Source organism: Bacillus salipaludis (assembly GCF_004358205.1).
Window position 1 is genome coordinate 22,590 of the sequence record NZ_SMYO01000025.1, and the last position, 26,417, is coordinate 49,006.

Sequence of the window (26,417 nt, forward strand, 5' to 3'; positions counted from 1 at the left end):
TTGGGGGCATCTTTTTCAATTTTGGGGGATGTCTTGAATTTGCATTCCCCGAAGGAAGGGATACTTGTTATATGGGTAAAAGGAAGAGAGTTCCATTGCCCGAAGAAGGTAGAATTTTGTAAAGAGGGTAAAATGAAAGGAGTTGCATTGCCCAAGGGAGGTAGATTTCCGTGTGGAGGGTAAAAAGAAAGGCGTTGCATTGCCCGAGAGAGGTAGGTTTTTATTGTGAGGGTAAAAGGAAAGGAGTTGCATTGCCCGAGGGAGGTAGAATTTCATGCAAAAGGTAAAAGGAAAGGCATTTCATTACCCGAGTGGAGATGATTCGCTTACAAAAGGGAAAAGGAATACCCTCTTATTACCCAAATGAGCACCATTTTTCATTTCAAGGTCAAAGGAAACCTTATCAACTTGTAAAATAATGAGCAAAGGTGACAGGCACCATGTGAAAACTTCACAATGTATATTTGATGGTTTACGAGAATAATATAGTGATAACTTGACCAAATTAGGTCTATTTAATTGAACCGAAAGGAGGGGAGCGGATGGGGGTTGTAATCGGATTTACGATGATTATCTTTACGCTTGTTGTCGGTACAGCCATTGGAATGAAGGCAAATAAGAATGTAAGATCCTTTAATGACGAAGAACATGAAATTTTTGTCGGTAATGAAGCTGATAAGGAATCATGAAAGGGGAGAATCGAATGAAGAGCAAAGACCAACAATTGCTCGAGGATAAAAAACACCTCAATCGTTATGGATATGCCCAGGAGCTCTTGCGCGACATGGGCGGCTTTTCGAACTTTGCGATCTCATTTTCCATTATTTCCATATTAACAGGTGCAGTTTCCCTATACGGCCACGGGTTGACCTACGGCGGTCCGGGAATGATGGGATTTGGCTGGACCATCGTTGCCTTTTTCGTCATGCTAGTCGCTGCTTCACTTTCAGAACTGGCTTCAGCCATCCCAACAGCAGGGGCACTTTACCACTGGGCAGCTGCCTTAAAAGGAACCCGAATCGGCTGGTACACAGCCTGGATCAACTTAATTGGCCAAATTGGAATCGTCGCCGGAATCGATTACTCTGTAGCCTTATTCGCCGACCCACTTCTAGCAGGAATCTTCAACTATCAATCTACTGATACAACCACCTTAATCGTCTTTGGCGTTGTCCTCCTATTACACGGAATCCTCAATCATATCGGAATTAAAATCGTTGCAAAATTAAATGATTTCTCTGCTTGGTATCACATGGCTGTCGTTGCCATTTTAGTGGTCAGTCTAGCCTTCTTCACGAAGCTCGGACTGCAGCCGATTGATTATCTATTCCATGTCGGTCAAACCTTTTCAGATAAACCTTATTTCCTGGCATTTTTAATCGGATTATTGCAGGCCCAATGGACCTTCACCGGCTATGATGCTTCGGCCCATACTATTGAAGAAACGGTTCATCCACGTGTCCGCGCCCCATGGGGGATTTTTAACTCCGTTGCCTTCTCATTTGTCTTTGGCTTTATTATGCTTGCATTTGTTACACTTTCCATTCATGATGCGAACGGTGCGGTTAACTCGGACAATGCCTTTATTTTTGTAATTAGTAAGGCACTAGGCGGTACATTTGGCAACATTGTTTTGTGGCTTGTCACGTTTGCCATGTTCTTCTGCGGCCTTTCATCCATTACTTCTTTTTCGCGGATGATGTATGCATTTTCAAGGGATAATGGAATGCCGCTCAGCCGTCATTGGGCAGAAATCAGCCGCAAATTCCGGACACCAGCAAAAGCCATCTGGCTTGCGGTTATTCTTTCCTTTATATTAGCGTTAATCGATTACATTACGAAATTGGTCAATCCGGATGCAGGTTACTCAACGATTGCTTTTTTAACCGCGGTAAGTGTGGTCGGTTTGTATGTGGCTTACGGAATCCCTATTTATCTGAAACTTAGAGCTGAATCGAAAGGTTTATTTTTACCAAAGCATTACGGTCCTTGGGCACTTGGGAAATGGAGCAAACCAATCAACGTAATCAGCTTAATCTGGATTGTATTCATTTGCATTATCATGGTCATACCGCCAAATCAAATGGCAGCCTACGCCCTGATTGGGATGTTTGTGGTGTTGGTCATCATGGACCTTTCCTATTATAAAAAGCATTTCAAAGGCCCACAAGCTGCACTTGAAAAATCAGTAGATGAAATCAGAAGGCTGGAAGATGAGTTTGAGCATGGGAGAGAATAGTTTTCATTAAAGGTGCCATAATTTGGCACCTTTTTAGCATTCTAGTAATCTTCGAAGTTTGAAAAAATTCTGAGTTGTTCTATAATTGTTATATTAGTATTACTATTCCGAACATTCGAGAGAGGACTGGCTGAAAATGGTATTAGTAGACGAGTTAAGAAGAATTCTACCTGAGGAACAGGTTACGGTAAACCCAACGGTTTTGGAGCAGCATAGTAAAGATGAGTCCTATCATACTCCGCATTTACCGGATGTGGTTGTTTTTCCAAAAAATAAAGAAGAAGTCAGCGAAGTTCTAAAGTTTGCAAATGATCACGAAATCCCGGTAACACCGTTCGGCTTTGGGTCGAGCTTGGAGGGGCATGTGATTCCCTATCAAGGTGGAATTTCCATCGATTTTCAACTGATGAATCGGGTCCTTGAGGTTCGCCCGAATGACTTTTTAGTGCGTGTACAACCAGGGGTTACCCGGACGCAATTAAATAAAGAGTTAAAAAAATACGGGTTGTTTTTTCCGGTGGATCCGGGAGCGGATGCAACGGTTGGGGGGATGGCGGCGACCAATGCAAGCGGAACAACCTCTGTCCGCTATGGGGTGATGCGGGACCAAGTCCGTGATTTGGAAGTGGTTTTAGCAGATGGACGCATTATTCATACTGGAAGCATGACAGCGAAATCGTCCTCAGGCTATCATATTACTGGATTGTTTGTTGGATCAGAAGGGACACTGGGGGCATTTACAGAGCTAACCTTACGAGTTTACGGGATACCGGAAGTGATCAGCGCGGCACGGGCTGTTTTTCCAAGTGTTGAAGAGGCTGTTGCAACGGTTACCGATATTCTCTCAGCCGGGATTCAGATGGCACGGATTGAATTAGTCGATGCCCGCTCGATTAAACAGGTTAATCTTTATAATCAAACCGATTATCCAGTTAAACCAACGTTGTTCATGGAATTCCATGGAAATGAGGCCGGCCTTCAGTATGATGCTGATTTTGCAGAAAAAATTGCCCAGGATCACGGCTGCGAGGAATTCTTGTTTGAAACAGATTCAAAGGAACGTGCGAAACTGTGGGAGGTCCGCCATAATTTAGCGTATGCTTTTGTACATAAATCTCCTGGGAAAAAAATGATGGTTACGGATGTGTGTGTGCCGATGTCAGAATTGGGCGGTGCGATACATGATGCCCGCGAGGCGATTGATCGAATTGGCTTGGATGGTGCTTTATTAGGACATGTAGGAGATGGAAACTATCATTCCATTATAATGATTGATGTTGATGATCCAGAAGAAATGAAAAAAGCGGCGGAACTGAATGCCCATTTGGTTGATTATGCTCTTAGCCGAGGAGGTTCCTGTACGGGAGAGCATGGGGTAGGGGTTGGAAAGACTAAATACCAGCAGAAGGAACACGGGGAATCATTGGATGTAATGAAGGCCATTAAATTTGCGCTTGATCCGAAGGGGATTTTAAATCCAGGGAAGATATTTGAGTAAAAACCTTGTTAATTCTGATAAGAATGATTTTAGGACAAAATCTTATGGGATACTCGGGGAAACGTTCTTGAAATGGTTTTTTTGAACAAAATCTTACAGGAGACCTGGAGAAATGTCCTTAAAAATGTTTTTTGGGACAAAATCAGTGCGAAAGCACGAAAGATGTCCTTGAAAAGGTTATTAAAGAGCACAAATCAGTGAAGAACCAAGAAAAGGTCCTTCATATACTAATGAAGCATATTCCATTGGCATTTCCTCCTCTTGTGTTACACTATCCTTAATCATCACAAAAAAACGAGGTGTAACCATGAAAATAGAGGTATGGTCAGATTTTGTATGTCCATTTTGTTATATAGGAAAACGCCACCTGGAGGAGGCGTTGGCACAATTCCCGAATCGGGACCAGGTAGAGGTTGAATTTAAAAGCTTTGAACTTGATCCAAACTCGCCAAAATACAGTGGTGAATCCATTCATGAAGTACTCGCTGGCAAATACCGCATGAGTCTTGAACAGGCAAAGCAAGCGAATCAAGGGGTTGGCCAGCAAGCTGCAAACGTCGGCTTAAAGTATGATTTTGATACAATGAAACCAACGAACACCTTTGACGCTCATCGTCTAGCCAAATTTGCCAAAGAACATGGAAAAGAAACCGAGGTTACGGAAAAGCTACTCCATGCTTACTTTACAGAAGGAAAGAATATCGGTGATTACGAAACCTTGGCAGATATTGCTGCAGTAGCAAGCTTGGACCGTCAAGAAGCATTAAATGTACTTCAAGACCAAACGTCTTACGCCAATGATGTTCGAATTGATGAATCGATTGCCCAGCAATACGGCATCAGCGGTGTACCGTATTTTGTTATTAACCAAAAATACGCGATTTCAGGAGCACAACCGATTGCAACCTTCTCAGGTGCACTCCAGCAAGTATGGCAAGAAGAATCCGCGGCACCAGTTGTGCTAAAGGATCTTTCAACCGAAAACGCATCAGACGCAACCTGCACAGATGGCAGCTGTGGAATCCCAGAAAAAAAATAACCAAGCAAACAACAGGCACCGTCCGATTGGGGAAGGTGCCTTGTTTTCTATTTAGACTGTCCATCCAGGACGGACAAAATAGTGAGAAAGTCCACGGGCGGTGCCTGTCACTGCGTTACAGGTTTCGGATTCTTAGTTCCCACATATTGCCGTCGTCCCAGCAGGTACTGATTTCTTGGTTGCCCCGAACCATGGTTCTCCAATTGGAGCGGTGTGCGCAATGGTTGCGGCGTCTGGTTGTATTTCTTCTAGAAGTTACTTTTCTTGAAGTTTTTCTTCTTGTTGTTGTACGCTTCCTAGAAGTATTTCGTCTTGAAGAAGTTTGTCTCCGTGATGTACGGCCAAATCCTGGATCTCTGAACATGAAATCACCAAATCCGCCTCTTTGTACTTCCTCTGCTGCTCTCTGAATATCTTCTGATGAATATTCGTTCATAATTGCACCTCCTTATTTCATGAAAGAGGGATTTAAAACGAAAAAGTCATAACCTCTCTCTTCTTTTATCAAGTTACGTAAATCGGCTCGTACTTGTTTGGGGCATTCGCCCAATCATTCGTAAATTGTTGTCCGCTGGTGACCTAAAAATTTTTACTGAATACGAATAAACTAGGAGGGGGAAATCATGGACGAGACTTTCAAATTACCTCAATATAAAATTTTTATTAACCCAATTGACTTACGGGAACTAAAAAGGGATATCTGGATTGACGATCCAGTCCCGGCCCAGCTTGCGATCGAAGGGAAGAAACTCGAAATTGATCTCAGCTACAGGGGATCACATATTCGTGATTTTGAAAAAAAGTCTTATCAAATTGCCTATTATAAACCCAAGAAATTTAAAGGATCCTCATTGGTTCATCTTAACGCTGAATTTAAAGACCCTTCCTTCATTCGAAACAAATTGTCCTTTGATTTTTTTAGAGAAATCGGCTGTCTTGCACCCCAGTCCCGCCATGTCTTTCTAACGATAAACGGAAAAGCGGAAGGCGTTTATTTGGAAATTGAGTCGGTTGATGAAAATTTTATCAAACGAAGGGGTCTGCCAAATGGTGCCATATTTTATGCGGTCGATGGCGATGCAAATTTTTCACTCATGAGTGATTTAGATAAGGAAACGAAAAAATCGTTGAAATTAGGATATGAACGACAATGGGGAAGTGCTAAAGACGATCTCCATTTACAGGAATTTATTTATAAAATTAATACCCTTCCAAAGGCTGAATTTGAAAAAGAAATCCCAAGATATTTAAATGTAGAAAAATATCTTCGCTGGGTCGCAGGAGTGGTGTTCACATCGAACTACGACGGGTTTGTTCATAATTATGCACTCTACCGCAATGGAGCTACTGGTTTGTTTGAGGTCATTCCATGGGATTATGACGCAACCTGGGGAAGAGATGTGAATGGAAAGCGAATGGAAGCGAACTATGTTCCCTTTGATGGCTTCAATACATTAACCGCCCGAATCCTAGATGAAAACAGCTTTCGCAGTCAGTATCACAGGCTGCTCGAAGACATTATGAATCATCAATTCACGATTGAATTTATGGCACCAAGAGTGGAGCAACTCCTTCATTCGATTCGTCCCTCTGTCTTACATGACCCCTATAAAAAGCAACAAATCGAACAATTTGATCAAGAATTAGCCATCGTCACCTTATATATCGAGGAAAGAAGAAACTATTTGAAAAAGAAAGTAACGATGTTTGATTAGGTACTTCTAAACCTATTTGAAGTGCCTGTTCTTATTTTTCAGGAATAATAATTATTTGAAAATTCTTTTTGTTTAATTGCAGGTTGATGTTCGAATTTTTATGTATTAAGATAAGTATGTTTGATACGCTAAAAAAATAAAACGCTACCAATATGCAGTAAAAAATTATTTTACGAAAATTTGTAAAATAATTCTGACTAAAAAAACATGCTATAATTAAATCAAAAAGAGCAAGGGGTAATTGCTATGTTAAGAGACTTTTTTATCGGCTTATCGCAAAATCAATTTTTGAATAGTGCTGCTAAAAAGTATGGCCTAAAAATGGGTGCTCAAAGTGTTGTTGCGGGTACCAATATTCCAGAAGTAATCAAAAGCATTAAAGAATTAAATGCCCAAGGAATTTCATGTACGGTTGATAACTTAGGGGAGTTCGTCTTCAAAAAAGAGGAAGCTACCGAAGCGAAAGATCAAATTCTTCAAGTGATTGAAGCAATTCATGAGAATAAAGTAGATGCTCACATTTCTTTAAAGCCGACACAACTTGGGTTAGACATTGAATATGATTTCTGCTTAAACAATTTGCGGGAAATCGTACACAGAGCAAATGAATATGGAATCTTCATTAACTTTGATATGGAAGATTACGGCCACTTACAGCCTTCATTTGATCTATTAGATGAGCTTTCAAGAGAATATGATAATGTTGGAACGGTTATCCAAGCTTATTTCTATAATGCGCAGGAAAACCTTGAAAAATATAAAAACTACCGTCTGCGTATCGTAAAAGGTGCATATAAAGAGCCGGAAGAATACGCGTACCAAGATAAAAAAGATATCGATAATAACTTTATTAAACTAATTGAATGGCATTTATTAAATGGTAAATTCACTTCAATTGCGACACATGACCACCGTGTCATTAACCATGTGAAGGAATTTGTGAAAAAGAACGATATTCCAAATGATAAATTTGAATTCCAAATGCTGTACGGTTTCAGAAAAGACCTTCAATTAAAATTAGCAAGCGAAGGCTACAACTTCTGTACGTATGTTCCATTCGGAAATGACTGGTACGGCTATTTCATGCGCCGTTTAGCGGAAAGACCGCAGAACTTAAATCTTGTGGCAAAACAAGTATTTAATAAGAAAACCAACACCATGATTGGGTTGGCAGCTAGTGCTTTCGTTTTAGGCAGAATGACTAAAAACGGTAAGAAAAAACGTTAATAATTGATAAAAGACCTGTACATCGTAAATGTACAGGTCTTTTATTAGATTCCTACTTCGATATGCCGAAACGTTCCAACATCAAAAAGTCCCAAATCAGTTAGTTTTAGTTCAGGAATCACTGGAAGGGTTAGAAAGGACAAGGTCAAAAACGGATTAAAGTTGCCGGTAAAACCAATTTGCACAAGTGCTTCATTGATTTGTTTCAATTCCTGATGTATGGATAGAAAGCTATCATCCGACATTAAGCCTCCAATCGGAAGAGACAGAGCTGCTAAAATTTCTCCATCTTTCAACACTACACAGCCGCCATTTAATTCCTTGATTGCTTGAATCGCTGCTAATAAATCCTTGTCATTGGTGCCTGCTGCAACGATATTATGGGAATCATGCGCAATCGTGGTCGCGATGGCACCATTTGTAAAGCCGAACCCCTTAACAATGCCTAGTCCAATATTTCCGGTATTTTTGTGACGTTCAAGAACGGCGAGCTTTAATTGGTCCTGTTCAAGGGATGGGACGAAGAATCCTTCTGACGTTTGAACTGTTTCTTCAAGCTTTTTCGTCACAATGCTATTCGGGATGATTCCAATTACATTTGCGCATTCCGTTTCACCGATTGGAATCTGCAAATCTTTTTCCAGAATGTTAGGGATGTGCACCGTTTGGGTCAAGTGTTCTCCTGGTACGTTAGCTCGGAGAGGTTCTCCAACATACTTTCCATCCTTTGCAGTCAGTTTACCCGAAACATAAACCTCTGAAATCTTCATCGTTTCCAGATCGTCTACTAAGATAAAGTCTGCCTTATATCCGGGTGCAATCGCCCCTTTTTGGTGAAGTCCAAAGCATTCCGCGGCATTTAAAGTAGCAATTTGAATGGCCAATAGCGGGGAAAGTCCCGCGCGAATGGCCAAACGGACATTTTGGTCAATGGTGCCTTCATCAACAATCTCATCCAAGTGCTTATCATCTGTACAAAACAAGAAGCGGCGAGCATTATTGGGGTTTACAGCCGGAATAAGGGCGGTAAGGTTTTTAGCCGCAGACCCTTCACGAATCATCACATACATCCCACGACGCACCCGATCTAATGCCTCCGCAGCTGTTGTGCATTCATGATCAGTGCGAATGCCTGCAGTGCGGTAGATATTTATTGCAGTTGTATCCAGTCCGGCTAAATGTCCATCAATCGGCCGGTTGTGTTCATCTGTTAATAAGATTTTGTCCATAATATGATCATCGGCATTTTGTAAGGATGGATAATCCATTACTTCAGCCAGTCCAAGGACACGATCGTGCTGGTAAAAATCTTTTAAGTCATCAGCTAACAGCCTTGCACCATTATTTTCAAACGGCGTTGCCGGAACGCAGGAGGGCAGCATGATTTTTACTTCTAGAGGAAGATGATCCGAATCATCTAACATAAACTGTATCCCTGGGGCACCTGAAACATTGGCGATTTCGTGAGGGTCCGCGATGACTGTTGTTATCCCATGAGGAAGAACGGCTTTTGCAAATTCTGTTGGTGTGACCATCGATGACTCGATATGAACATGGGCATCAATGAATCCCGGACAAACGAAGCGATTTTTGGCATCGATAACTACTTTTCCTTCAAAAGCGCCAATTCCGACAATCATACCGTCTTGGATCGCGAGGTCACCAGTAAGGATTTCTTGGTTAAACACATCGATAATTTTTCCATTTTTGATAACGAGATCAGCGGTGATTTTGCCGCCAGCTGCAGCGATTTTATTTTTTAATCTTGTTTTATTCATGGTTCTCAGACCCTCTCAGTTAGATTTGAAAAAACCTCCAGAAAATTCTGGAGGCTGACTAAGAGAGAAATATAAGGCCCAAAAAACCTTTCCCTCTCGTAGTCAAACTATTTACGGCAGTTTGGTAGAAACTTTTGGACCCTATCTCCAATATTATACGAGTTCACGTTGTATTAAATTCTCTTAAATTATTAGGACAAATTTTACCGTTAAAAAGTTGAAAGTGTCAATGAAATCAACAAAAATTGTAATTATCAAAAAACAATTCAGCTTTGTAAAAATTTTAAAAATTGGGATTGACCTTGACGTTGCGTAAGGGTGTATCGTTAATTTAGGAGGTGAGCGGATGGAGTACACAGTGCAGAAACTTGGAAAGTTAGCAGGAATTAGCACCAGGACACTCCGTTATTATGATGAAATTGGAATTCTTAAGCCGGCAAGAATTAATTCATCAGGATATCGGATTTACGGGCAGGCAGAAGTGGATCGTTTGCAGCAGATCCTATTTTACCGTGAGCTTGGTGTTAGTTTAGACAATATTAAGAAAATCGTTACCGCACCATCCTTTGATGGGGCACAAGCACTGCGGGAACATCGTGAGAAACTCCTGGAAAAAAGAGCGCAATTAGAGGTGCTAATTGCCAACGTGGAAAAAACGATCGCTTTATCGGAAGGGAGAATCGATATGTCGGATCAGGAAAAATTTGAAGGATTTAAGCAAAAGATGATAGACGATAATGAGAAAAAATTTGGTGAGGAGGTTCGCCAAAAGTATGGGAACGACGCAGTAGAGAAATCCAATGCAAAAGTAAAGAACATGACGCAGGAGCAATATCAAGAGGTTACTGCACTTGAACAGCAGGTAAGGGAAGCCTTGGCCCAAGCGTTCGCAACGGGGGATCCAGCAGGTGAGTTAGCACAAAAAGCGGCAGATCTCCACAAACAGTGGCTGACCTATTATTGGAGCGGATACAGCAAGGAAGCGCATGCGGGGCTTGCTCAAATGTATGTGGATGACGATAGGTTTAGGGCTTATTATGATAAAGAACAACCGGGAATTGCCGAATTCCTGCGGGATGCAATTCGAATTTACACAGGCATCATTTAATAGATAATGAAAAGGCGATTGGTGAAAACGGCCAATCGCTTTTTCGAATTTAAAAAATGACTTATTCATTTACCAGAAGGAAATATTAGTAGTTTCTTTCAATGACAAAATGGGCCAAATCCCCTCGATAAATGGTTTTAGAATATTCAATAATGGTTCCGTCACCAAGATAGGCGATCGTATCTAGAACGAAGCAAGGGTCGCCAATGCAGATATTTAATTTTTCTGCAGCATCTTTATCAGCGATATACATTTCAAGTGTTTCAATTGTTTTATTTATTTTTAAACCAAATTGTGTTTTTAAAGCGTTATATAATGACTTTTCGCAACCTTGTTTATCTAAAGCGGGAGTTTTGTACCAAGGCAAATAGGCCGTTTCATACTGAATAGGGATATCATCTACATAGCGTATCCTCTCAAGCATATTAACAGGTTCGCCTTCTTGTATCATGAGTTGGTCTCTAAGAAATTCGTCTGCTGGAATAACGTCTAGCTGCAATACTTTTATAGAAGGTTTTTTTCCCTGCATGGCTATTTGTCTTGAAAAATGTTCCACCGTCGAGGTTAAAATTTGTTTAACTTTATTTGCAGATACGAAGGTTCCGCTCCCTCTTTTACGATACACATACCCCTCCATGGTTAATTGCTGCAGGGCAGTTCGCACAGTAGTTCTGCTTACCCCATACTTTTCGCAAAATTCAGCCTCGGTGGGCAGCTGAGAGTCAGGCTTATATTCCCCTTCGTTAATTAATTGTATGATTGCATCCTTAACTTTAAGGTGCAGCGCACTTCCGTCCTTCGCATCTTCCATCATTGCAACGTCCCCCTTACTACATATAGAATATCACAAAATTTCACAATATAATAAACGATTAATACAAATATCATTAAGTTGTTATTACAAATTAAAAATAAATAACAAATTTATAAAAATTGTATTGTAAATATTCTGAATTGTTATTACAATGTGATTATATTATTGTTTCATCAAACTTTCAGATGCTTTTAATTTATCGATGGAAAGGGGAGAAAGAAAAGTGGTTTATGTAGAACCGTTTGTTTGATCTTTTTTGAAAACGCTATCTTTTAGACAAAGGGGGAATTATGAGTGAGAATTCTACTTTGCTGCTCAGCTGGCATGTCAACAAGTCTTTTAGTTTCCAAGATGGAAGCAAGTGCAAAAGCTCAAGGTTTGGACTGTAAAATATGGGCAGTTGCGTCAACTGAAGTGAATACCCATCTTGATGATGCAGATGTTCTCCTTCTTGGACCGCAAGTCCGTTATTTACTTTCCCAGTTAAAAAAGGTTGGAGAATTAAAGGGCATCCCGGTTGAATCGATTAACCCGACACATTATGGCCTATGCAATGGAGAGGAAATATTAAAACAAGCTATTAATCTAATAAAAGGAGAATGATGCATTTGATGAATTTTATCGATAAATTTATTATGCCATTCGCAAATAAGCTTGGAAATAATCGGCATCTTCTTGCAATTCGTGATGCTTTAGTAGGGATGATCGCGATTACCATGATTGGGTCCTTATCTGTGTTATTAAATAACTTAGGGGCTGTTCCTGGTATTGGTAAATATTATGAGAATTTAATGGTATCTATTTTTGGAGAAACATGGAAAACGCTTGGTGGGGATATTTGGTGGGGAACCCTTGCATTTATGACTATCTTTGCCGTTGTCGGTATTTCATATAAACTGGCAAGGTCCTATGGTTATGATGGCTTTGAAGCAATGCTTGTAGCTGCAGCTTGTTTTTTTGTTTTGATTCCACAAGTGGCAAATGTCTCTATCACTCCTGATGGTGGGAAAGCCGTAACAGGCGGGGCATGGGGCTTTGTGAGCTGGAATTATTTCAATGCTACGGCCCTATTCACAGGAATTATCGTAGCGATTGCGGCAACGGAAACATTCGTTCGTTTAGCTAAAATAAAGTATTTAGTGATTAAATTGCCGGATGGGGTGCCTCCTGCTGTATCTCGTTCGTTTGCGAAACTGCTGCCCGGAATGGCAACGATTTTTATCATTGGCTTATTCGGACTCATTTTAAGAAAATTCATCAGTGATGGTGCTTATCTAAATGATTGGATTAATAAGGTACTTGTTTCACCCCTTACAGGTGCAGTCGATTCCATATTATTTGCTATTTTAATTGTATTTTTAGTTCATGGATTTTGGATTCTTGGTCTGCATGGTCCTAATTTACTTGGCGGCATCACTACGCCATTAATGACAAAATTAGGACAGGACAATGTGAATATGTATGCACAAGGGGTACATGATTTAAGCAAGTATCATGTTCTAGCCGGATCATTTTTAGACGCATTTGTTTATCTGGGAGGGTCAGGTGCTACACTCGGTTTATTGATTGCTATGTTTATAGCTGGAAGAAAGCGTCATAAACAATTACTTGCATTAGGAACACCGCCAGGAATATTCCAAATTAATGAACCTATTCTTTTTGGTTTGCCAATTGTACTTAATCCCCTATGGTTTATCCCATTTATCCTTGGACCAATTTTAATGACAATCATCGCATATACCTCTGTTAGTTTAGGCTGGGTTCATCCAATTGTTGCAGATATTCCTTGGGTTACACCTGCCATTGTTGGCGGATTGCTTGCTACTGGAGGACATATTTCAGGTGCAATATTAGCTGCCGTGAATTTAGCTGTTTCCATCCTCATTTATCTGCCCTTTGTCATTGCACAGGGCCGAATCGAAGCTAGGAAGGAACAGGGGAATCCTCCTGCACAATCAACAGACACTTTAAACGTTTAGACCATTTTTTAAATAATGGGTTTAATACTTTCTTAGATTATTTGTTATTGTTAATAGACTCAACCAGAGGTGTGGTGGAATGAAGTCAGGTTTAAAAATCGTAACGATTGGCGGCGGTTCAAGTTATACACCTGAACTAATAGAAGGATTCATTAAATATTTTCACGAACTTCCAGTAAAGGAAATTTGGCTTGTCGATATTGAAGAAGGTAAGAGAAAGCTTGAAATAGTAGGGAATTTGGCGAAAAGAATGGTGGAAAAAGCAGGATTGCCTATTCAAGTCCATTTAACATTTGACCGAAAAGAAGCATTAAAGTCGGCTGATTTTGTCACCACTCAATTTCGGGTTGGATTATTAGAAGCCCGTAGAAAAGATGAGAGTATCCCGTTAAAATACGGTGTTCTTGGTCAGGAAACGAATGGACCTGGAGGCTTATTCAAAGCCCTCAGGACGATTCCTGTAATCATTGATATTTGCCGTGAAATGGAAGAACTATGTCCTAATGCATGGCTAATCAATTTTACCAATCCTGCAGGTATGGTCACAGAAGCTGTCCTTCGTTACAGTAATATTGAAAGAGTAGTAGGCTTATGTAATGTTCCAATTGGGATGGAAATGGGAATCGCAAAGCTTTTTGATATTGACCATAAAAGAGTAAGAATAAATTTTGCAGGTTTAAATCACATGGTGTACGGATTGGATGTTTTTATTGATGGCGTATCGGTTAAAAAAGAAGTCATCTCCTTAATTACAAATCCTAATAACAACATTTCGATGAAAAATATTCATGCAATGGGATGGGAGCCTGAATTCTTAAAGGCATTAGACGTTTTTCCATGTCCATATCACAATTATTATTATAAAGCCGGTGACATGCTGGAAGAAGAATTAAATAATTTTAAACGAGGTGGAACACGGGCGGAAGTGGTGAAAAAGCTGGAAGAGGAATTGTTCGATTTATATCAAGACCCCAAGCTTGCCATCAAGCCTCCACAACTAGAGAAGCGCGGAGGGGCCTATTACAGTGATGCAGCTGTACGATTGATTCATTCCATGTATACCGATAAATGTGATATTCAGGCGGTAAATACAAGGAATAATGGTGCAATCACCAGTCTTCCTATTGATTCAGCAGTAGAAGTCAGTTCCATAATATCAAAAAATGGCCCGAAACCACTAGTGATGGGGGAACTGCCGATACAAGTCCGCGGGATGGTACAGCAGTTGAAATCATTCGAAAGGGTGGCGATTGAAGCTGCGATAAGTGGTGATTATGGTACTGCCTTACTGGCAATGACCATCAATCCTTTTGTACCAAGCGACCGCATAGCTAAAATGATACTTGATGAAATGCTTGAGGCACACCAAAAATATCTTCCACAATTTTTTAAAAAAGGAGGGGCGTAATTTGAACAACATGGAAAATGTGGTTTTTCAAATCATTCTCCACGGTGGTAATGGCAGGAGTGCTGCGATGGAGGCCATTCAAGCAGCAAAACAAGCTGATTTTGAAGAGGCAAAGTTTAAACTAACAGAATCGGCCAAAGCTTTGAATGAAGCACACCATATACAAACTTCGCTCATACAAGGTGAAATCAAAGGGGAAAAAACAGAAGCTACACTGCTATTGATTCATGCGCAAGATCATTTAATGAATGCAATGACCCTGAAGGATTTAGCTGCTGAAATGGTCGATTTGTATCATAGAATTCACGTTTCGGAAAGGAAAACATGATTCAATTAATCGTAAATGCAGATGATTTTGGGTTTAGCCCTGGAGTAAATTATGGGATAATCGATAGTTATTTATATGGCATCGTAAATTCGACCACGATGATGATGAATTTGACTGGAACAGACCATGCGATTCGATTAGCGAAGAAAAATCCGGAACTGCAAGTAGGAATCCATCTTGTTCTTACGTGCGGGAAACCATTACTGAAGGATGTACCTTCTTTGGTTGATAAAGAGGGATTTTTTCACTCATTGTCCGATTTACCTAAAGCAAATCAAATCTCAATAGATGAACTAGAGAGGGAATGGACTGCACAGATTGAACGCTTTATCTCATCTGGACTTAAGCCTTCGCATTTCGACAGCCATCACCATGTCCATTTTATCGAGGAATTTCAACCGGTAATAAAGAACTTATCAGAGAAGTTTGGTTTACCTGTCAGACGAAATGGTCATATCCAGGTCAATGGTGTAAAATCCTTTTCGGACTTATCACTGTTTGACTTCTATGGGGAAGGGGTAGCACCAGATTATTTTAATAAACTGGCGGAACGAATAGATGATGGCAAAATCGTTGAAATTATGTGTCATCCTGCCTATTTGGACAATATTCTTTTACGGGGCTCTTCTTATACATTTAAAAGATTAACAGAGTTTGAGATTTTAACTCATGTAACTTTGCCAAAAAATATGATGTTATATTTAAATTAAGACCTTCGTAATTGAAGGTCTTTTTTCTTCGACGGACAGTCGAATTGATTGTCGAATAATCAATCCATTTTTTAAATAACCAATTGCCAGGTGCTATCCATTATTTGGTCAGTGCCTGAGCAGCTGAAAAATTCATCAGAACGGGAACTATATGTCACTACACAGCGCTCTCCATTGCCATCATTTTTACATTTTGCTTGATGGAAATCGACTTAATAGATTGACAGATTGTGATATAATTTAGAAGTTGATTTTTTTAATGGAGGTTTTGAAACATGGCGCAAATGAATAGTTCGATTCCAACGCCGCAGCCTAACTCCAAAAAGACTGTTGTGTATGCCATTTTATTTTTATTTATCGCGATTGCCGGATTAGCGTATGTAAAATGGGTTCCTTACTATGGTAAATCCATTCTTGCAGCAACTACTCATTCCATCGGTACATCAATTTTAGGGGATATAGCGGATCTGCCAGCTGCATCATGGGACAGTGCCTGGGCTTACGCATTGACCTATTTTAATGCTGTTTGGAAAGCAGCCATTCTCGGAATCATCATTGGTTCATTAGTTCAAGTATTAGTCCCAACGAACTGGCTGTTAAAAGTTCTTGGAAAAACTTCTTTTGGCAGTACGGCTGTAGCCGGACTTGCATCACTTCCAGGGATGATGTGCACATGCTGTGCAGCACCCATTGCTGTCGGCCTACGTAAAAAGAATGTCTCAGTTGGTGCGAGCCTTGCGTTTTGGATTGGGAATCCTACGCTTAATCCAGCCGTATTAATTTTTATGACATTTGTTTTATCTTGGAAGTTTACCTTGTTACGCTTAATTTTTGGTGTCATCTTAACGTTCGGTGTGAGTTACTTGGCGAATCGCTTCGCACCAAATTCAAAGGTGGTAGACCTTGATAAAATGCTCGAAAAAGCAGAGAAAGAAGCATCAGGTTCATTTTTAGCAAGATGGGTAAAAGCTATGAGCAGCATGGTGTTATATATTATTCCAGCCTATATCCTTTCAGTTTTGTTAATGGGTGCGGTAAAAGTGTGGCTGTTCCCGCATATTGGCGATGCAGCTGCAAATGGGATTCTTACCGTGTTAGGTTTTGCGATTGCAGGGATGTTATTCGTAATCCCAACTGCAGCAGAGATTCCTATCATTCAAACGTTTATGTCGTTTGGACTTGGCGGCGGACCGGCTGCAGCACTTTTAGTGACATTGCCATCCGTTAGTCTTCCATCACTTATCCTTGTTGCAAGATCATTTCCGAAAAAGGTATTGTTCTTCGTCGCAGGTTCGACAGTAGTAATCGGTATCCTGAGCGGAATCGTAGGAATGTTCATACTTTAATAAAGGTAGACGCATGAGTTTTCATGTGTCTATTTTTTTTGTCAATATGAGTCGATAAAAATGTGGTGAAAATTCACAAAACTGACACATGAAAACTGAAAATATGGAAAAAACAGGAGATAATATAGTATTAGAGAAAGGAAAAAAGCGGCACATGATTGTGAAAGTTTTAACAAGGAGGGTGAAAAATGAATAAGCAAAAATGGATTGCTATTGTTTTGGCCGGTGGAAAAGGGACACGATTAAATCTGCTGACCCACACGATGGTAAAACCTGCGATGCCATTTGGCGGGAAATACCGCATTATTGATTTTGCATTAAGTAATTGTAGAAATTCAGGGATTGACACTGTTGGGATTTTGACACAATTCATGCCGCTTGCTTTACATTCACATCTTGGAAGTTACAACCAATTTGACCAAAAAGGAGGCTTAGCTATTCTTCCTCCTTATCAACGGAATGATGATGGTATTGAATGGTATGAGGGCACTTCCCATGCTGTGTACCAAAATATTGAGTTTATTGAGCATTACAATCCTGAGCATGTCCTTATTCTTTCCGGGGACCAAGTCTATAAAATGGATTATACGCTTATGCTTGAACAGCACATCGAAACTAATGCCGATTGTACTATCGCAGCAGTTGAAGTTCCATGGGCGGATGCCAAGCGTTTTGGTCTTCTAAAAATGAATCATGCTACCATGCGCATCCTTGATTTTGAAGAAAAGCCTGATCACCCATCATCTAATTTGGCTTCTATGGGAATTTATCTTTTTAAATGGCCAGTTTTAAAAGAATATTTGATTTTGGCCGAGCAGGCGGAACATCGGGATTTTGGTAAGGATTTAATACCAGCGATGCTTGAGGATCGGCTAAAGCTTTATGCATATCTTTTTAAGGATTATTGGAAGGATGTCGGGACCGTTCACAGTTATTGGAGAGCAAATTTAGATCTTTTAGATCGTGGAAAAAATATTTTTCTCCAAAATACAGATTGGCCGATTCAAACGGTTGCTAGCCAATACCCGCCATTATTTTTGGATGAACGGGCAAAGGTGCAGCAAAGCTTAATTAGCGAGGGCTGTGAAATCTTCGGAACTGTTGAGAATTCCGTATTATTCAACGGTGTAAAAATCGGGAAGGGTTCACATATCAAAAATGCCGTGATCCTGCCGAAAACCATTGTGGAAGAAAATGTATGGATAGAAAATGCCGTTGTGGGCGGCCAATCCTTGATTAAAAAAGGAGTGATTATTTTTTCAAAAAACCCTGAACGGCACTTAATGGTTGTGGGGAATCATGTAATGATTGATTTAGCGATTGAACAATCTAAGCTGCAATCGAGGGTGAAGATGGTGATGACGTAAAATAATTTTTGTTGCTCGCCAAATTGGCGAGTTTTCTTTATATTTTTTTTATTTCAAAGATGGTAAACTATTAAAATATAAATCAAACACAAGGTGAGGTTCAAAATGTTAAAAGCAATTTTTTTCGACTTAGATGATACACTTCTTTGGGATCAAAAAAGCGTGAAGGATGCATTTGTTGCGACTTGTAAGGTCGCGGAAGAACGTTATGGTGTTGATCATGAACAATTGGAGGAAGCGGTTCGTGAAGAAGCCAGAAAGCTATACTCTTCCTATGAATTCTATCCTTTTACGCAAATGATCGGAATCAACCCCTTTGAAGGACTATGGGGGAATTTTTTAGATGAACATGATGAGTTCCCGAAAATGAAGGAAATGGTTCCACTATATCGTAAGGATGCCTGGACTGCAGGTTTGAAAAAATTAGGAGTGGATGACCCTGATTTTGGCTATGAATTAGCAGAGCGTTTTCCAGAAGAGCGTCGGAAGACACCGTTTGTTTACGAGGAAACTTTTAAAACATTGGATGCGCTAAAAGGAAATTATCGATTGCTGCTTTTAACCAATGGTTCACCGGATTTACAAAATACGAAATTAACGATTACCCCTGAGCTGGTACCGTATTTTGATAAAATCGTGATTTCTGGAGATTTTGGCAGAGGAAAGCCGGATCCGTCTCTTTTTGAACATGCACTTTCCTTAATGGAGCTGGAAAAAGAAGAAGTGATTATGGTAGGGGATAACCTGATGACTGATATACTTGGGGCTAATCGTGCTGGGATTCAATCGGTTTGGATTAATCGCCATGAGAAGGAACGTAACGAAGTGATTCCTACGTATGAAATTAAACATTTAGAAGAGCTTTTTTCAATTATCGAGGAATTAAAGTAAGCCAGGCAAAGTGCCTGGCTTTTTTACTGTTTATCCGTGTAATTCCTCGTTTGCTCGGCTGCTCTTCTGGATAACCACTGCGCCGCATAACAGGAACAAGAATAACGTGATGTATAAGGCATCATCGCCGCCGAGTTTAAATAGGGCAGATCCTAGAAGCGGCCCAATCGCGGCACCGGTGAACCGGACAAAATTGTAAACTCCCATAGCGGTTCCTTTTTCCTTGGCAAATAAATTGACGAGCGAGGTGGATTGGGACGGTAAGCTCATCCCGAGCATTACCCCATAGAAAAGGAGTAAGACAATCAGGGATGGTATATTTAAGAGACCCCAGTGCAGGCACACCCAAAAGACGGTTACTACGATTCCAATTCCATAGGCCGTATAAATCAGAATGGAGGTATGCCTCATGAACGATTGAAGTTTTCCGCCAACAAGCGAACCTATGACGATTCCTGCGGTAAGCGGGAGGAAAAACAGCCCTTTTACAGCCAATGGAACCTGAAATAATTCATCTAACAAGCCGGGAATAAAGACAAGGTAAATATAATAGCCGTAAAACTGGACAAAGCCCAAAAGTAAAACAGAAAAAGCGGCCCGATTCGTCAGGATTCCTAAAAAGGTCTGAATCGTGATTTTTCTAGGAGCTGTTTCTTTCGATAGGGTTTCCGGCAGGATGACGCGATTATAAAAGTAGGCAAATAATGCGCCGGCTGCTAAGACAGCAAAAGCGGTGTGCCAATCAGCGGAGGCGGCGATAAAGCTTCCAACGACCGGACCAAGAACGGGACCAAGGAACACCATCGTCTGGTACACGCTCATTGCTTTACCTCGTTCTTTTGGTGGATAAAGATCACCGATAACCGCTGCTGCAACGACGGAGCCAGTTGTAATTCCGAATGCCTGCAGCGCCCGCCCAAATAGAAATAGATAGTAGTTGGGGGAGAGGAAACAAATCAAGGACCCTACAATAAAAATAAGCAGGCCTGGAAGCAGGGTCGCTCTTCGCCCGCGGGTATCTGCCAGTGGGCCAACTAGGAATTGGTTGGTCGCTAACACAAAGGTATATAAGGAGATGGTTAGATTGACCATAAATTGGCTTGCGTGATAATAATGTCCCACCTCCCCCAAGCTTGGTGTATAGATCGTTTGGGTAAACGGCCCCATAAAGGCGGCAATTGATAACCCAAGCAAAATTTTCCCGTTTCCGGATTTCAAGATACTCACTTCCTTCGGTTTGCTAAATATCTTTCATTTTACCAGAATGTCGTGCTTGGGAGGGGGAGTGGGAGAAATTTTCTTTGTTAGGGAAGTGGAGGGATAAAATTCAGCCCCACTCTTCAAGGGCAAACACCTGATTTTTCTCAAAATCGTTAATAATTTCAGGCTTCAGGAACCCTTTTATTTCCTCTTTGCTGACCCATTTATGAGACGAATGCTCCTCTGAGAGAGTGACTTCACTATTTTCGCTCGCACATTGATAGGTTAGAATAATGAGCTGTGTGGAAGGACCATTTCTAAAAGTAGTTGCATATAAAACTTTTCCAACCGTAATCTCTAAACCGGTTTCTTCCTTTACTTCTCTCTTAAGTGCGGCTTCTAAATCTTCGCCAAACTCGATTTTACCGCCGGCACATTCCCATTTACTGTGGCCAATTTTATTGGTTCTTGCCCGTTGAACAATTAAAACCTTGCCATTATGAAAAATAACGCCCTTCACTACAAAAACGATTTTGTTCATCCAAAACACCTTCATCTTAAAATATATTGCAATACTTTCTATATTTAATGAATTGTAAGGTTAAAACTCTTGGATTCTGTCGAATTATCTGACAAAACAGTGAAATAGTCCTATTTTTCTGAAAATACCGAGGTGAGATAATAGCTTTTAAGTAAGCGTTTTCTAATGATATTTGTGCAAACGTTTGCCTAAACTTATAAAAATGAAAAGGAGGAAATTTATGAAAAGAAAATCTAGTAAGTTTGTAAACTTGCTAACTCTCTTTTTGCTCATTGTGCAAACGATTGCAGGCGCAGCGCTAATGAACCCAAAACAAACAAACGCAGCGGAACGGGTTGTAACCCTTGTTGGTGATTTGCAGACTGAACTTGGGGGATCGGGTGATTGGAATCCCGCCGACCCCGCCACTCAAATGAAGCAGCAAGAAAACGGAACATACATATTCACAGGAACACTGCCTGCTGGAAACTATGAATATAAAGTTGCCATCAATGGCTCATGGGATGAAAATTATGGGGCGAATGGGGTTGCAGGTGGAGAAAATTACAAATTGAGTCTTGAAAAAGAAACAAAAGTTAAATTTATTTACGATGATAACACGCATAAAGTAACCGTTCCATTAGAGTTGCCAGATGAGCAAAAGCCAAGACTTGTCGGGGATATCCAGCCCAAAATCAATGCCGGCAGTGATTGGTCCCCAGGCGATTCCACTGCTATTTTACAAGATGGGGACCAAGATAATGTTTACACATATACCACTCAAGTGCCGAAAGGAAAATACGAGTTTAAGATCGTTTTAGGAAAAGATTGGTCAGCCCCTGCTTATCCTGGAAACAATTTTGTTTTAAATGTCCTAAAGGATTCGACCGTTACGTTCTTTTATAATCACGATACAAAAGATGTGTACACGGACTATGACCCAGGAGTGCCGGACGGCAAAATCCAGGGGGACCAGCTATTGCACAACACATGGGACACAGCTTACCGCTCACCGTTCGGTGCAGTTAAGACGGGGGATACGGTGAAGCTTCGTCTTCAAGAGAAAAAGGGGGATTTAACTAGTGCAAAGGTTCAGCTTAAAAACTATAACACTGGAAATACCTCTACCATCGAGATGAAAAATGCCGGATGGATTGAGCAGAATGGCAAACAAGTAGAGTTTTGGGAAACGTCGTTTACGCCGGGAGAAAAAGGTGTTTATGGCTATAAATTTATTGCCCGTGATGGCAATGCTCTAGAAGAATACGGTGAAGATACCCAAGAAGGCGGAAAAGGGACAGCTTCCGAATCAAATGCATCTTTATTCCAATTAACCGTTTTTGACCCAGGGTTCAAAACTCCTGATTGGATGAAGGAAGCTGTTGTCTATCAGATTTTTCCAGACCGATTTTTAAATGGAAATAAAAAGAATGATGAGGCAAAATCAAATGCCCGGGGCGATGAGCCGATTGAGCATCGCAGCTGGAATCAACTGCCTGACAACCCTCGTCAAGAAAGCACGGATGGGTATGATGGCGATAAAATATGGTCCAATGATTTCTTTGGCGGGGATATTGCCGGAATTCAAAAAAAGCTTGATTATATTCAATCATTAGGTGTGAACACCCTCTATTTAAATCCAATTGCTGAAGCGGCATCTAATCATAAATACGATGCAACTGATTATAAAACGATTGATCCGATGTTCGGCACGCCGGAAGAATTTCAAGCTTTTACAAAGGAATTAAAGAAACGGAAGATGCATTTAATTTTAGACGGCGTGTTTAACCATGTCGGGGATGATTCGATTTACTTTGACCGTTACGGAAAATATAAAACGGTCGGAGCCTATGAATACTGGTCCGCCATTTATGACCTAGTGAACAAAGGGGTAAAAGAAGCCGATGCCAAGAAACAGGTAGAGGAAAAGTTCAAAGCGGATGGACAAATTTTCAGCCCGTATGGTTTTCAAAACTGGTTCAACATTGAAAACAAAAAAGTGGATGGTGTCTATCAATACCAGGGTTGGTGGGGCTATGATTCACTTCCGGAAATTAAATCAATTCCTGGAGAAGCTGTCGATTATAATTCAGAGTTAAACAATAAACAGTTTGCCAACTACATTATGTACGATAAGGATTCAGTAGCCAAAACCTGGCTTGACCGTGGTGCTTCTGGCTGGCGTTTAGACGTTGCAAACGAAGTGGACCCTGAGTTTTGGCGAGAATTCAGAAAAGAACTGAAAACTGGCAAGAAAGATGATCCATTAATTCTAGGGGAAATTTGGGACGATGCCTCCAAGTATTTCCTTGGTGACCAATATGATTCTGTCATGAATTATCGTTTCCGCGATGCCATGATTAATTATTTGAAAAATAGAAATGCAGAAGGGGCCGAAAATCAGCTGAATGCCGTATATGAAGATTATCCAAAGGAAGCTTTTTATTCCTTGATGAACCTAATGGGATCCCATGATACTGCGCGTGCTTCCTTTATCTTAGGGAATGGAACGGATTCCTATGAACGGGCGGAGCTGGATAAAAATTATAATCCAAAACTCGGGATTCAACGTCTTAAGCTCGCGGCAATTCTGCAAATGGGATATGCCGGCGTGCCAACCGTTTATTACGGGGATGAAGCAGGTGTAACGGGATCAAAGGATCCGGACAACCGCCGCACCTATCCATGGGGGAAGGAAGACAAGGATCTTGTAAAACACTATCAATCAATAGGAAAAGTGCGCAACGATTATCATGATTTATTCAGCTTTGGCGATTTGAACCATCTCTATGCCAAAGGGGATGTGCTTGCATTTTCCCGCTCCGATAAAAAGAATTTCGCAGTGGTGCTGACCAACCGAGGAAGCGAAGCAAAAACGGTTGAACTGAATGTTGGAGATTTATTGAAAAATGGCATTTCTTTAACGGATCAGCTTGATAAAAAGTACATTGCCGTTTCGAAGGACGGGAAGCTAACAGTTACGGTTCCTGCAATGAGCGGACGGATGCTGGTTTCTGATAAAGGTCAGAACCTAAAACGTCCGGAAGCAGTTAGCGAATTAACCGTAAAAGAAGGAAGCCACTCGGCAACACTAACTTGGGAAGGCGATGCAAAAAGTTACGCTATTTACCAAACGACAATTTCCGGAGCTTTTTATAAACAAGTAAAAGAAACCGCGGGGAATTCTGTAACCATTGATGGATTGGATAACGGCCGTAAATATTATTTTGCCGTTGCAGCACTTGATAAAAACGGTAATAGCTCTGAAAAAGTTGAAACAGCGAAGTCGGTAATTCCGCATGTGGAGTTAACGGATGGTCTTTATAAGCTGGATCACATTACAGCGTTGCAACCTGCTACGATCGACCTTGCGAAACCACAAACGGTTACCGCTAATATTTTTGTAAAAGGTGAGACAGAAAAAGGCCAGATGGAAGGATTGCGTGTGAAGCTGCAGGTGAAATCACCTGGGAAGGATATATGGTCTGACTATGAAGCAATTTATGTGAATCAAGATGAATCTGCGAATGCCTTCAGTGCAAATTTCCTTCCATTAAAAGAAGGAAGCTATCAATATCGATATGCGATTTCAACGGATTTAGGACGGACCTGGGCAGTGAGTGATGCACAAACAGCGGAGTTTACAAAAGGGGATGATACCACTGCTCCTGTTGATAAAGTAACCTTGAAGCAGCCTGCACAGGAGTCGGGACAGGTCAATCTATCTTGGAAGGCTGATGGGGCGAAAGATCCTTACATGGTTGCCATTGTTCGTGATGGCGAAATCATTGATCAGTTGTTTGATTCTAGTACAGATTCATACAAGGATATAAATGTAATAAATGGAAAATCGTATCAGTACGAAGTGGACATTTATGACCAGGCAGGAAATGTTGTAAAATCGAATACTGTTAACATTACACCTGAACTTGTGACTGTTAAGGTGACGTTTAAGGTGAATGCACCGTCTTATACACCGCTTGGAGTGAATATTACCATCCCGGGCAGTAAAAATGGCTGGAATACTGGAGCTTGGACGATGACGCGCGGCGGTGCAGTGACTAATGATTATGAATATACGGTCGAAGCGGAGGAAGGGGAAGTGCTGACATATAAGTACGTTAAAAATGGAACGTGGGATGAAGAAGGTCTCGCTGACCACACCCCTACTAATCCAAATGATGATGATATCAGCTATTATGGCTACGGAGCACCGGGTACAGATCTTTCCGTAGTCGTCACAAATCAAGGTGGCAACCAGATGGTGGTTCAGGATAAAATCCTTCGCTGGATTGACCAGCCAGTTATGATTACCTCGCATACTGATGGAGAATCTGTTTCAAGTGATAGCATTACATTAAAGGGAACTGCCATTAAAGATGGAGTCCTCACGATTAATGGTCAGAATGTACCGATTAATGCTGATATGAGCTTCTCTCATAATGTTGCTCTTAAGGATGGGGAAAACCAATTTTCGATTCATATTGAACCATCAGAAACTGCTCAATCAACCATCTTTAAAAACGATGGCGGGGCGATCAGTAAAAATACGAAGACGATTGAATATACGATTATAAAAAAGTAATCAAGCAGTAATGCCTCTGTCCTCTTGGTAGGATAGAGGCACTTTTTTGAAATTGGATTATTTTTCATATTGAAGGATGATTGTTGTGGTGGTAATATAGAAAAAGTCCACTCTGGAACATCAAAATCTTTTTGAAAAGGAATTATAGATAAAAGATGTTTTGGAAAAAATTATATGTTGTATCAATGGTACTTAAATGGTATGATATAAAAGTTCCCTCAAAAATGAATGAAAATATTAAAAAAGATGTTGATTTCAAAAAGGTAATGTGATAAGATATTAAATCTCGTTTAAATTGTTCTTTGAAAACTAAACAAACAAAAACGTCAACAAACAATAATAATCGTGTTTCTTCTATTATATAGAGAACATGAGCCAACGTAACAAATGAGCTATATCAACTTTCCCCCGTATTAACGTGCAGTAATATCCTTCCGGATAAACTGCACGTAAATACCCGGAAAGTTCGACTAACCATCGCGGGGGAAAACACCCCGCGATAGAAGTCTCTCTTTTTTGGAGAGTTTGATCCTGGCTCAGGACGAACGCTGGCGGCGTGCCTAATACATGCAAGTCGAGCGAATCAATAGGAGCTTGCTCCTGTTGGTTAGCGGCGGACGGGTGAGTAACACGTGGGCAACCTGCCTGTAAGACTGGGATAACTT

At 40.7% G+C, this 26,417-nt stretch carries 21 protein-coding genes, 1 rRNA gene and 1 riboswitch; of the genes, 17 read left to right on the plus strand and 5 right to left on the minus strand.

What is annotated here, in order from left to right; genetic code table 11:
- The first annotated feature begins 542 nt into the window (after positions 1–542).
- The 4 genes from E2K98_RS31280 (at position 543) to E2K98_RS27200 (ending at position 4,776) form a co-directional block, all read left to right on the plus strand.
- Positions 543–689 carry a hypothetical protein gene (locus E2K98_RS31280; RefSeq protein WP_165976401.1) on the plus strand — a complete coding sequence of 49 codons (147 nt, stop codon included), beginning with the start codon at positions 543–545 and terminating at the stop codon, positions 687–689.
- Positions 690–703: 14 nt separating this feature from the next.
- The gene (locus tag E2K98_RS27190; RefSeq protein ID WP_133339714.1) at positions 704–2,239 is read left to right on the plus strand and encodes an amino acid permease; all 1,536 of its coding nucleotides are present in this window, start codon (positions 704–706) and stop codon (positions 2,237–2,239) included.
- A 136-nt stretch (positions 2,240–2,375) separates the two neighbouring features.
- Complete coding sequence (locus E2K98_RS27195; protein ID WP_133339716.1) at positions 2,376–3,737, plus strand: FAD-binding oxidoreductase; 1,362 nt, start codon at positions 2,376–2,378, stop codon at positions 3,735–3,737.
- 307 nt (positions 3,738–4,044) lie between these two features.
- A complete protein-coding gene (locus E2K98_RS27200) occupies positions 4,045–4,776 on the plus strand; it encodes a DsbA family oxidoreductase (protein WP_133339718.1) in 732 nt (243 codons plus the stop codon).
- A 115-nt stretch (positions 4,777–4,891) separates the two neighbouring features.
- On the opposite strand, the gene E2K98_RS27205 is transcribed toward E2K98_RS27200, so the two are convergent.
- Positions 4,892–5,212: a CotG/ExsB N-terminal domain-containing protein gene (locus E2K98_RS27205; protein WP_133339720.1), complete on the minus strand. Its 321-nt coding sequence runs from the start codon at positions 5,210–5,212 to the stop codon at positions 4,892–4,894.
- A 187-nt stretch (positions 5,213–5,399) separates the two neighbouring features.
- Here E2K98_RS27205 and E2K98_RS27210 point away from each other — a divergent pair, with 187 nt between their 5' ends.
- Positions 5,400–6,491: a CotH kinase family protein gene (locus E2K98_RS27210; protein WP_133339722.1), complete on the plus strand. Its 1,092-nt coding sequence runs from the start codon at positions 5,400–5,402 to the stop codon at positions 6,489–6,491.
- Between the two features lie 246 nt (positions 6,492–6,737).
- Positions 6,738–7,718 (plus strand): proline dehydrogenase family protein, encoded by a 981-nt coding sequence (locus tag E2K98_RS27215; protein ID WP_133339724.1) that lies wholly within the window; start codon positions 6,738–6,740, stop codon positions 7,716–7,718.
- A 44-nt stretch (positions 7,719–7,762) separates the two neighbouring features.
- Here the strand turns inward: E2K98_RS27215 and ade are convergent, their stop codons facing one another.
- Positions 7,763–9,496: an adenine deaminase gene (gene ade, locus E2K98_RS27220; protein WP_133339726.1), complete on the minus strand. Its 1,734-nt coding sequence runs from the start codon at positions 9,494–9,496 to the stop codon at positions 7,763–7,765.
- Positions 9,497–9,575: 79 nt separating this feature from the next.
- Positions 9,576–9,677: riboswitch (purine riboswitch) on the minus strand.
- 165 nt (positions 9,678–9,842) lie between these two features.
- Between ade and E2K98_RS27225 the strand changes: the two genes are divergently transcribed.
- Positions 9,843–10,604 carry a MerR family transcriptional regulator gene (locus E2K98_RS27225; protein ID WP_133339728.1) on the plus strand — a complete coding sequence of 254 codons (762 nt, stop codon included), beginning with the start codon at positions 9,843–9,845 and terminating at the stop codon, positions 10,602–10,604.
- 85 nt (positions 10,605–10,689) lie between these two features.
- Here the strand turns inward: E2K98_RS27225 and E2K98_RS27230 are convergent, their stop codons facing one another.
- The gene (locus E2K98_RS27230) at positions 10,690–11,418 is read right to left on the minus strand and encodes a GntR family transcriptional regulator (RefSeq protein ID WP_308913734.1); all 729 of its coding nucleotides are present in this window, start codon (positions 11,416–11,418) and stop codon (positions 10,690–10,692) included.
- A 294-nt stretch (positions 11,419–11,712) separates the two neighbouring features.
- Between E2K98_RS27230 and E2K98_RS27235 the strand changes: the two genes are divergently transcribed.
- From E2K98_RS27235 to E2K98_RS27270, 8 genes are all read left to right on the plus strand, one after another.
- Positions 11,713–12,021, plus strand: coding sequence for a PTS sugar transporter subunit IIB (locus tag E2K98_RS27235; protein ID WP_133339730.1), 309 nt, complete (start codon positions 11,713–11,715; stop codon positions 12,019–12,021).
- 8 nt (positions 12,022–12,029) lie between these two features.
- Positions 12,030–13,397 (plus strand): PTS sugar transporter subunit IIC, encoded by a 1,368-nt coding sequence (locus tag E2K98_RS27240; RefSeq protein WP_133339758.1) that lies wholly within the window; start codon positions 12,030–12,032, stop codon positions 13,395–13,397.
- A 79-nt stretch (positions 13,398–13,476) separates the two neighbouring features.
- Positions 13,477–14,805: a 6-phospho-beta-glucosidase gene (locus E2K98_RS27245; protein ID WP_133339732.1), complete on the plus strand. Its 1,329-nt coding sequence runs from the start codon at positions 13,477–13,479 to the stop codon at positions 14,803–14,805.
- Between the two features lie 10 nt (positions 14,806–14,815).
- The gene (locus E2K98_RS27250) at positions 14,816–15,133 is read left to right on the plus strand and encodes a PTS lactose/cellobiose transporter subunit IIA (RefSeq protein ID WP_372512769.1); all 318 of its coding nucleotides are present in this window, start codon (positions 14,816–14,818) and stop codon (positions 15,131–15,133) included.
- Positions 15,130–15,843, plus strand: a complete 714-nt coding sequence (chbG, locus tag E2K98_RS27255; protein ID WP_133339736.1) for a chitin disaccharide deacetylase — start codon at positions 15,130–15,132, stop codon at positions 15,841–15,843. Before E2K98_RS27250 ends, chbG begins: the two co-directional genes overlap by 4 nt.
- A gap of 275 nt (positions 15,844–16,118) precedes the next feature.
- The gene (locus E2K98_RS27260) at positions 16,119–17,189 is read left to right on the plus strand and encodes a permease (RefSeq protein WP_133339738.1); all 1,071 of its coding nucleotides are present in this window, start codon (positions 16,119–16,121) and stop codon (positions 17,187–17,189) included.
- A gap of 188 nt (positions 17,190–17,377) precedes the next feature.
- Complete coding sequence (locus E2K98_RS27265; RefSeq protein ID WP_133339740.1) at positions 17,378–18,556, plus strand: glucose-1-phosphate adenylyltransferase; 1,179 nt, start codon at positions 17,378–17,380, stop codon at positions 18,554–18,556.
- 105 nt (positions 18,557–18,661) lie between these two features.
- Positions 18,662–19,447 (plus strand): HAD family hydrolase, encoded by a 786-nt coding sequence (locus E2K98_RS27270; RefSeq protein ID WP_133339742.1) that lies wholly within the window; start codon positions 18,662–18,664, stop codon positions 19,445–19,447.
- Positions 19,448–19,477: 30 nt separating this feature from the next.
- On the opposite strand, the gene E2K98_RS27275 is transcribed toward E2K98_RS27270, so the two are convergent.
- Both E2K98_RS27275 and E2K98_RS27280 read right to left on the minus strand, forming a co-directional pair.
- On the minus strand, positions 19,478–20,665 hold the full coding sequence (locus tag E2K98_RS27275) for an MFS transporter (RefSeq protein WP_133339744.1): 1,188 nt from the start codon (positions 20,663–20,665) through the stop codon (positions 19,478–19,480).
- A gap of 109 nt (positions 20,666–20,774) precedes the next feature.
- Complete coding sequence (locus E2K98_RS27280; RefSeq protein WP_235824946.1) at positions 20,775–21,188, minus strand: NUDIX hydrolase; 414 nt, start codon at positions 21,186–21,188, stop codon at positions 20,775–20,777.
- A 220-nt stretch (positions 21,189–21,408) separates the two neighbouring features.
- Here E2K98_RS27280 and E2K98_RS27285 point away from each other — a divergent pair, with 220 nt between their 5' ends.
- Both E2K98_RS27285 and E2K98_RS27290 read left to right on the plus strand, forming a co-directional pair.
- A complete protein-coding gene (locus tag E2K98_RS27285) occupies positions 21,409–25,752 on the plus strand; it encodes an alpha-amylase family glycosyl hydrolase (protein ID WP_235824947.1) in 4,344 nt (1,447 codons plus the stop codon).
- Between the two features lie 513 nt (positions 25,753–26,265).
- Positions 26,266–26,417, plus strand: a 16S ribosomal RNA gene (locus E2K98_RS27290); the annotation flags it as partial.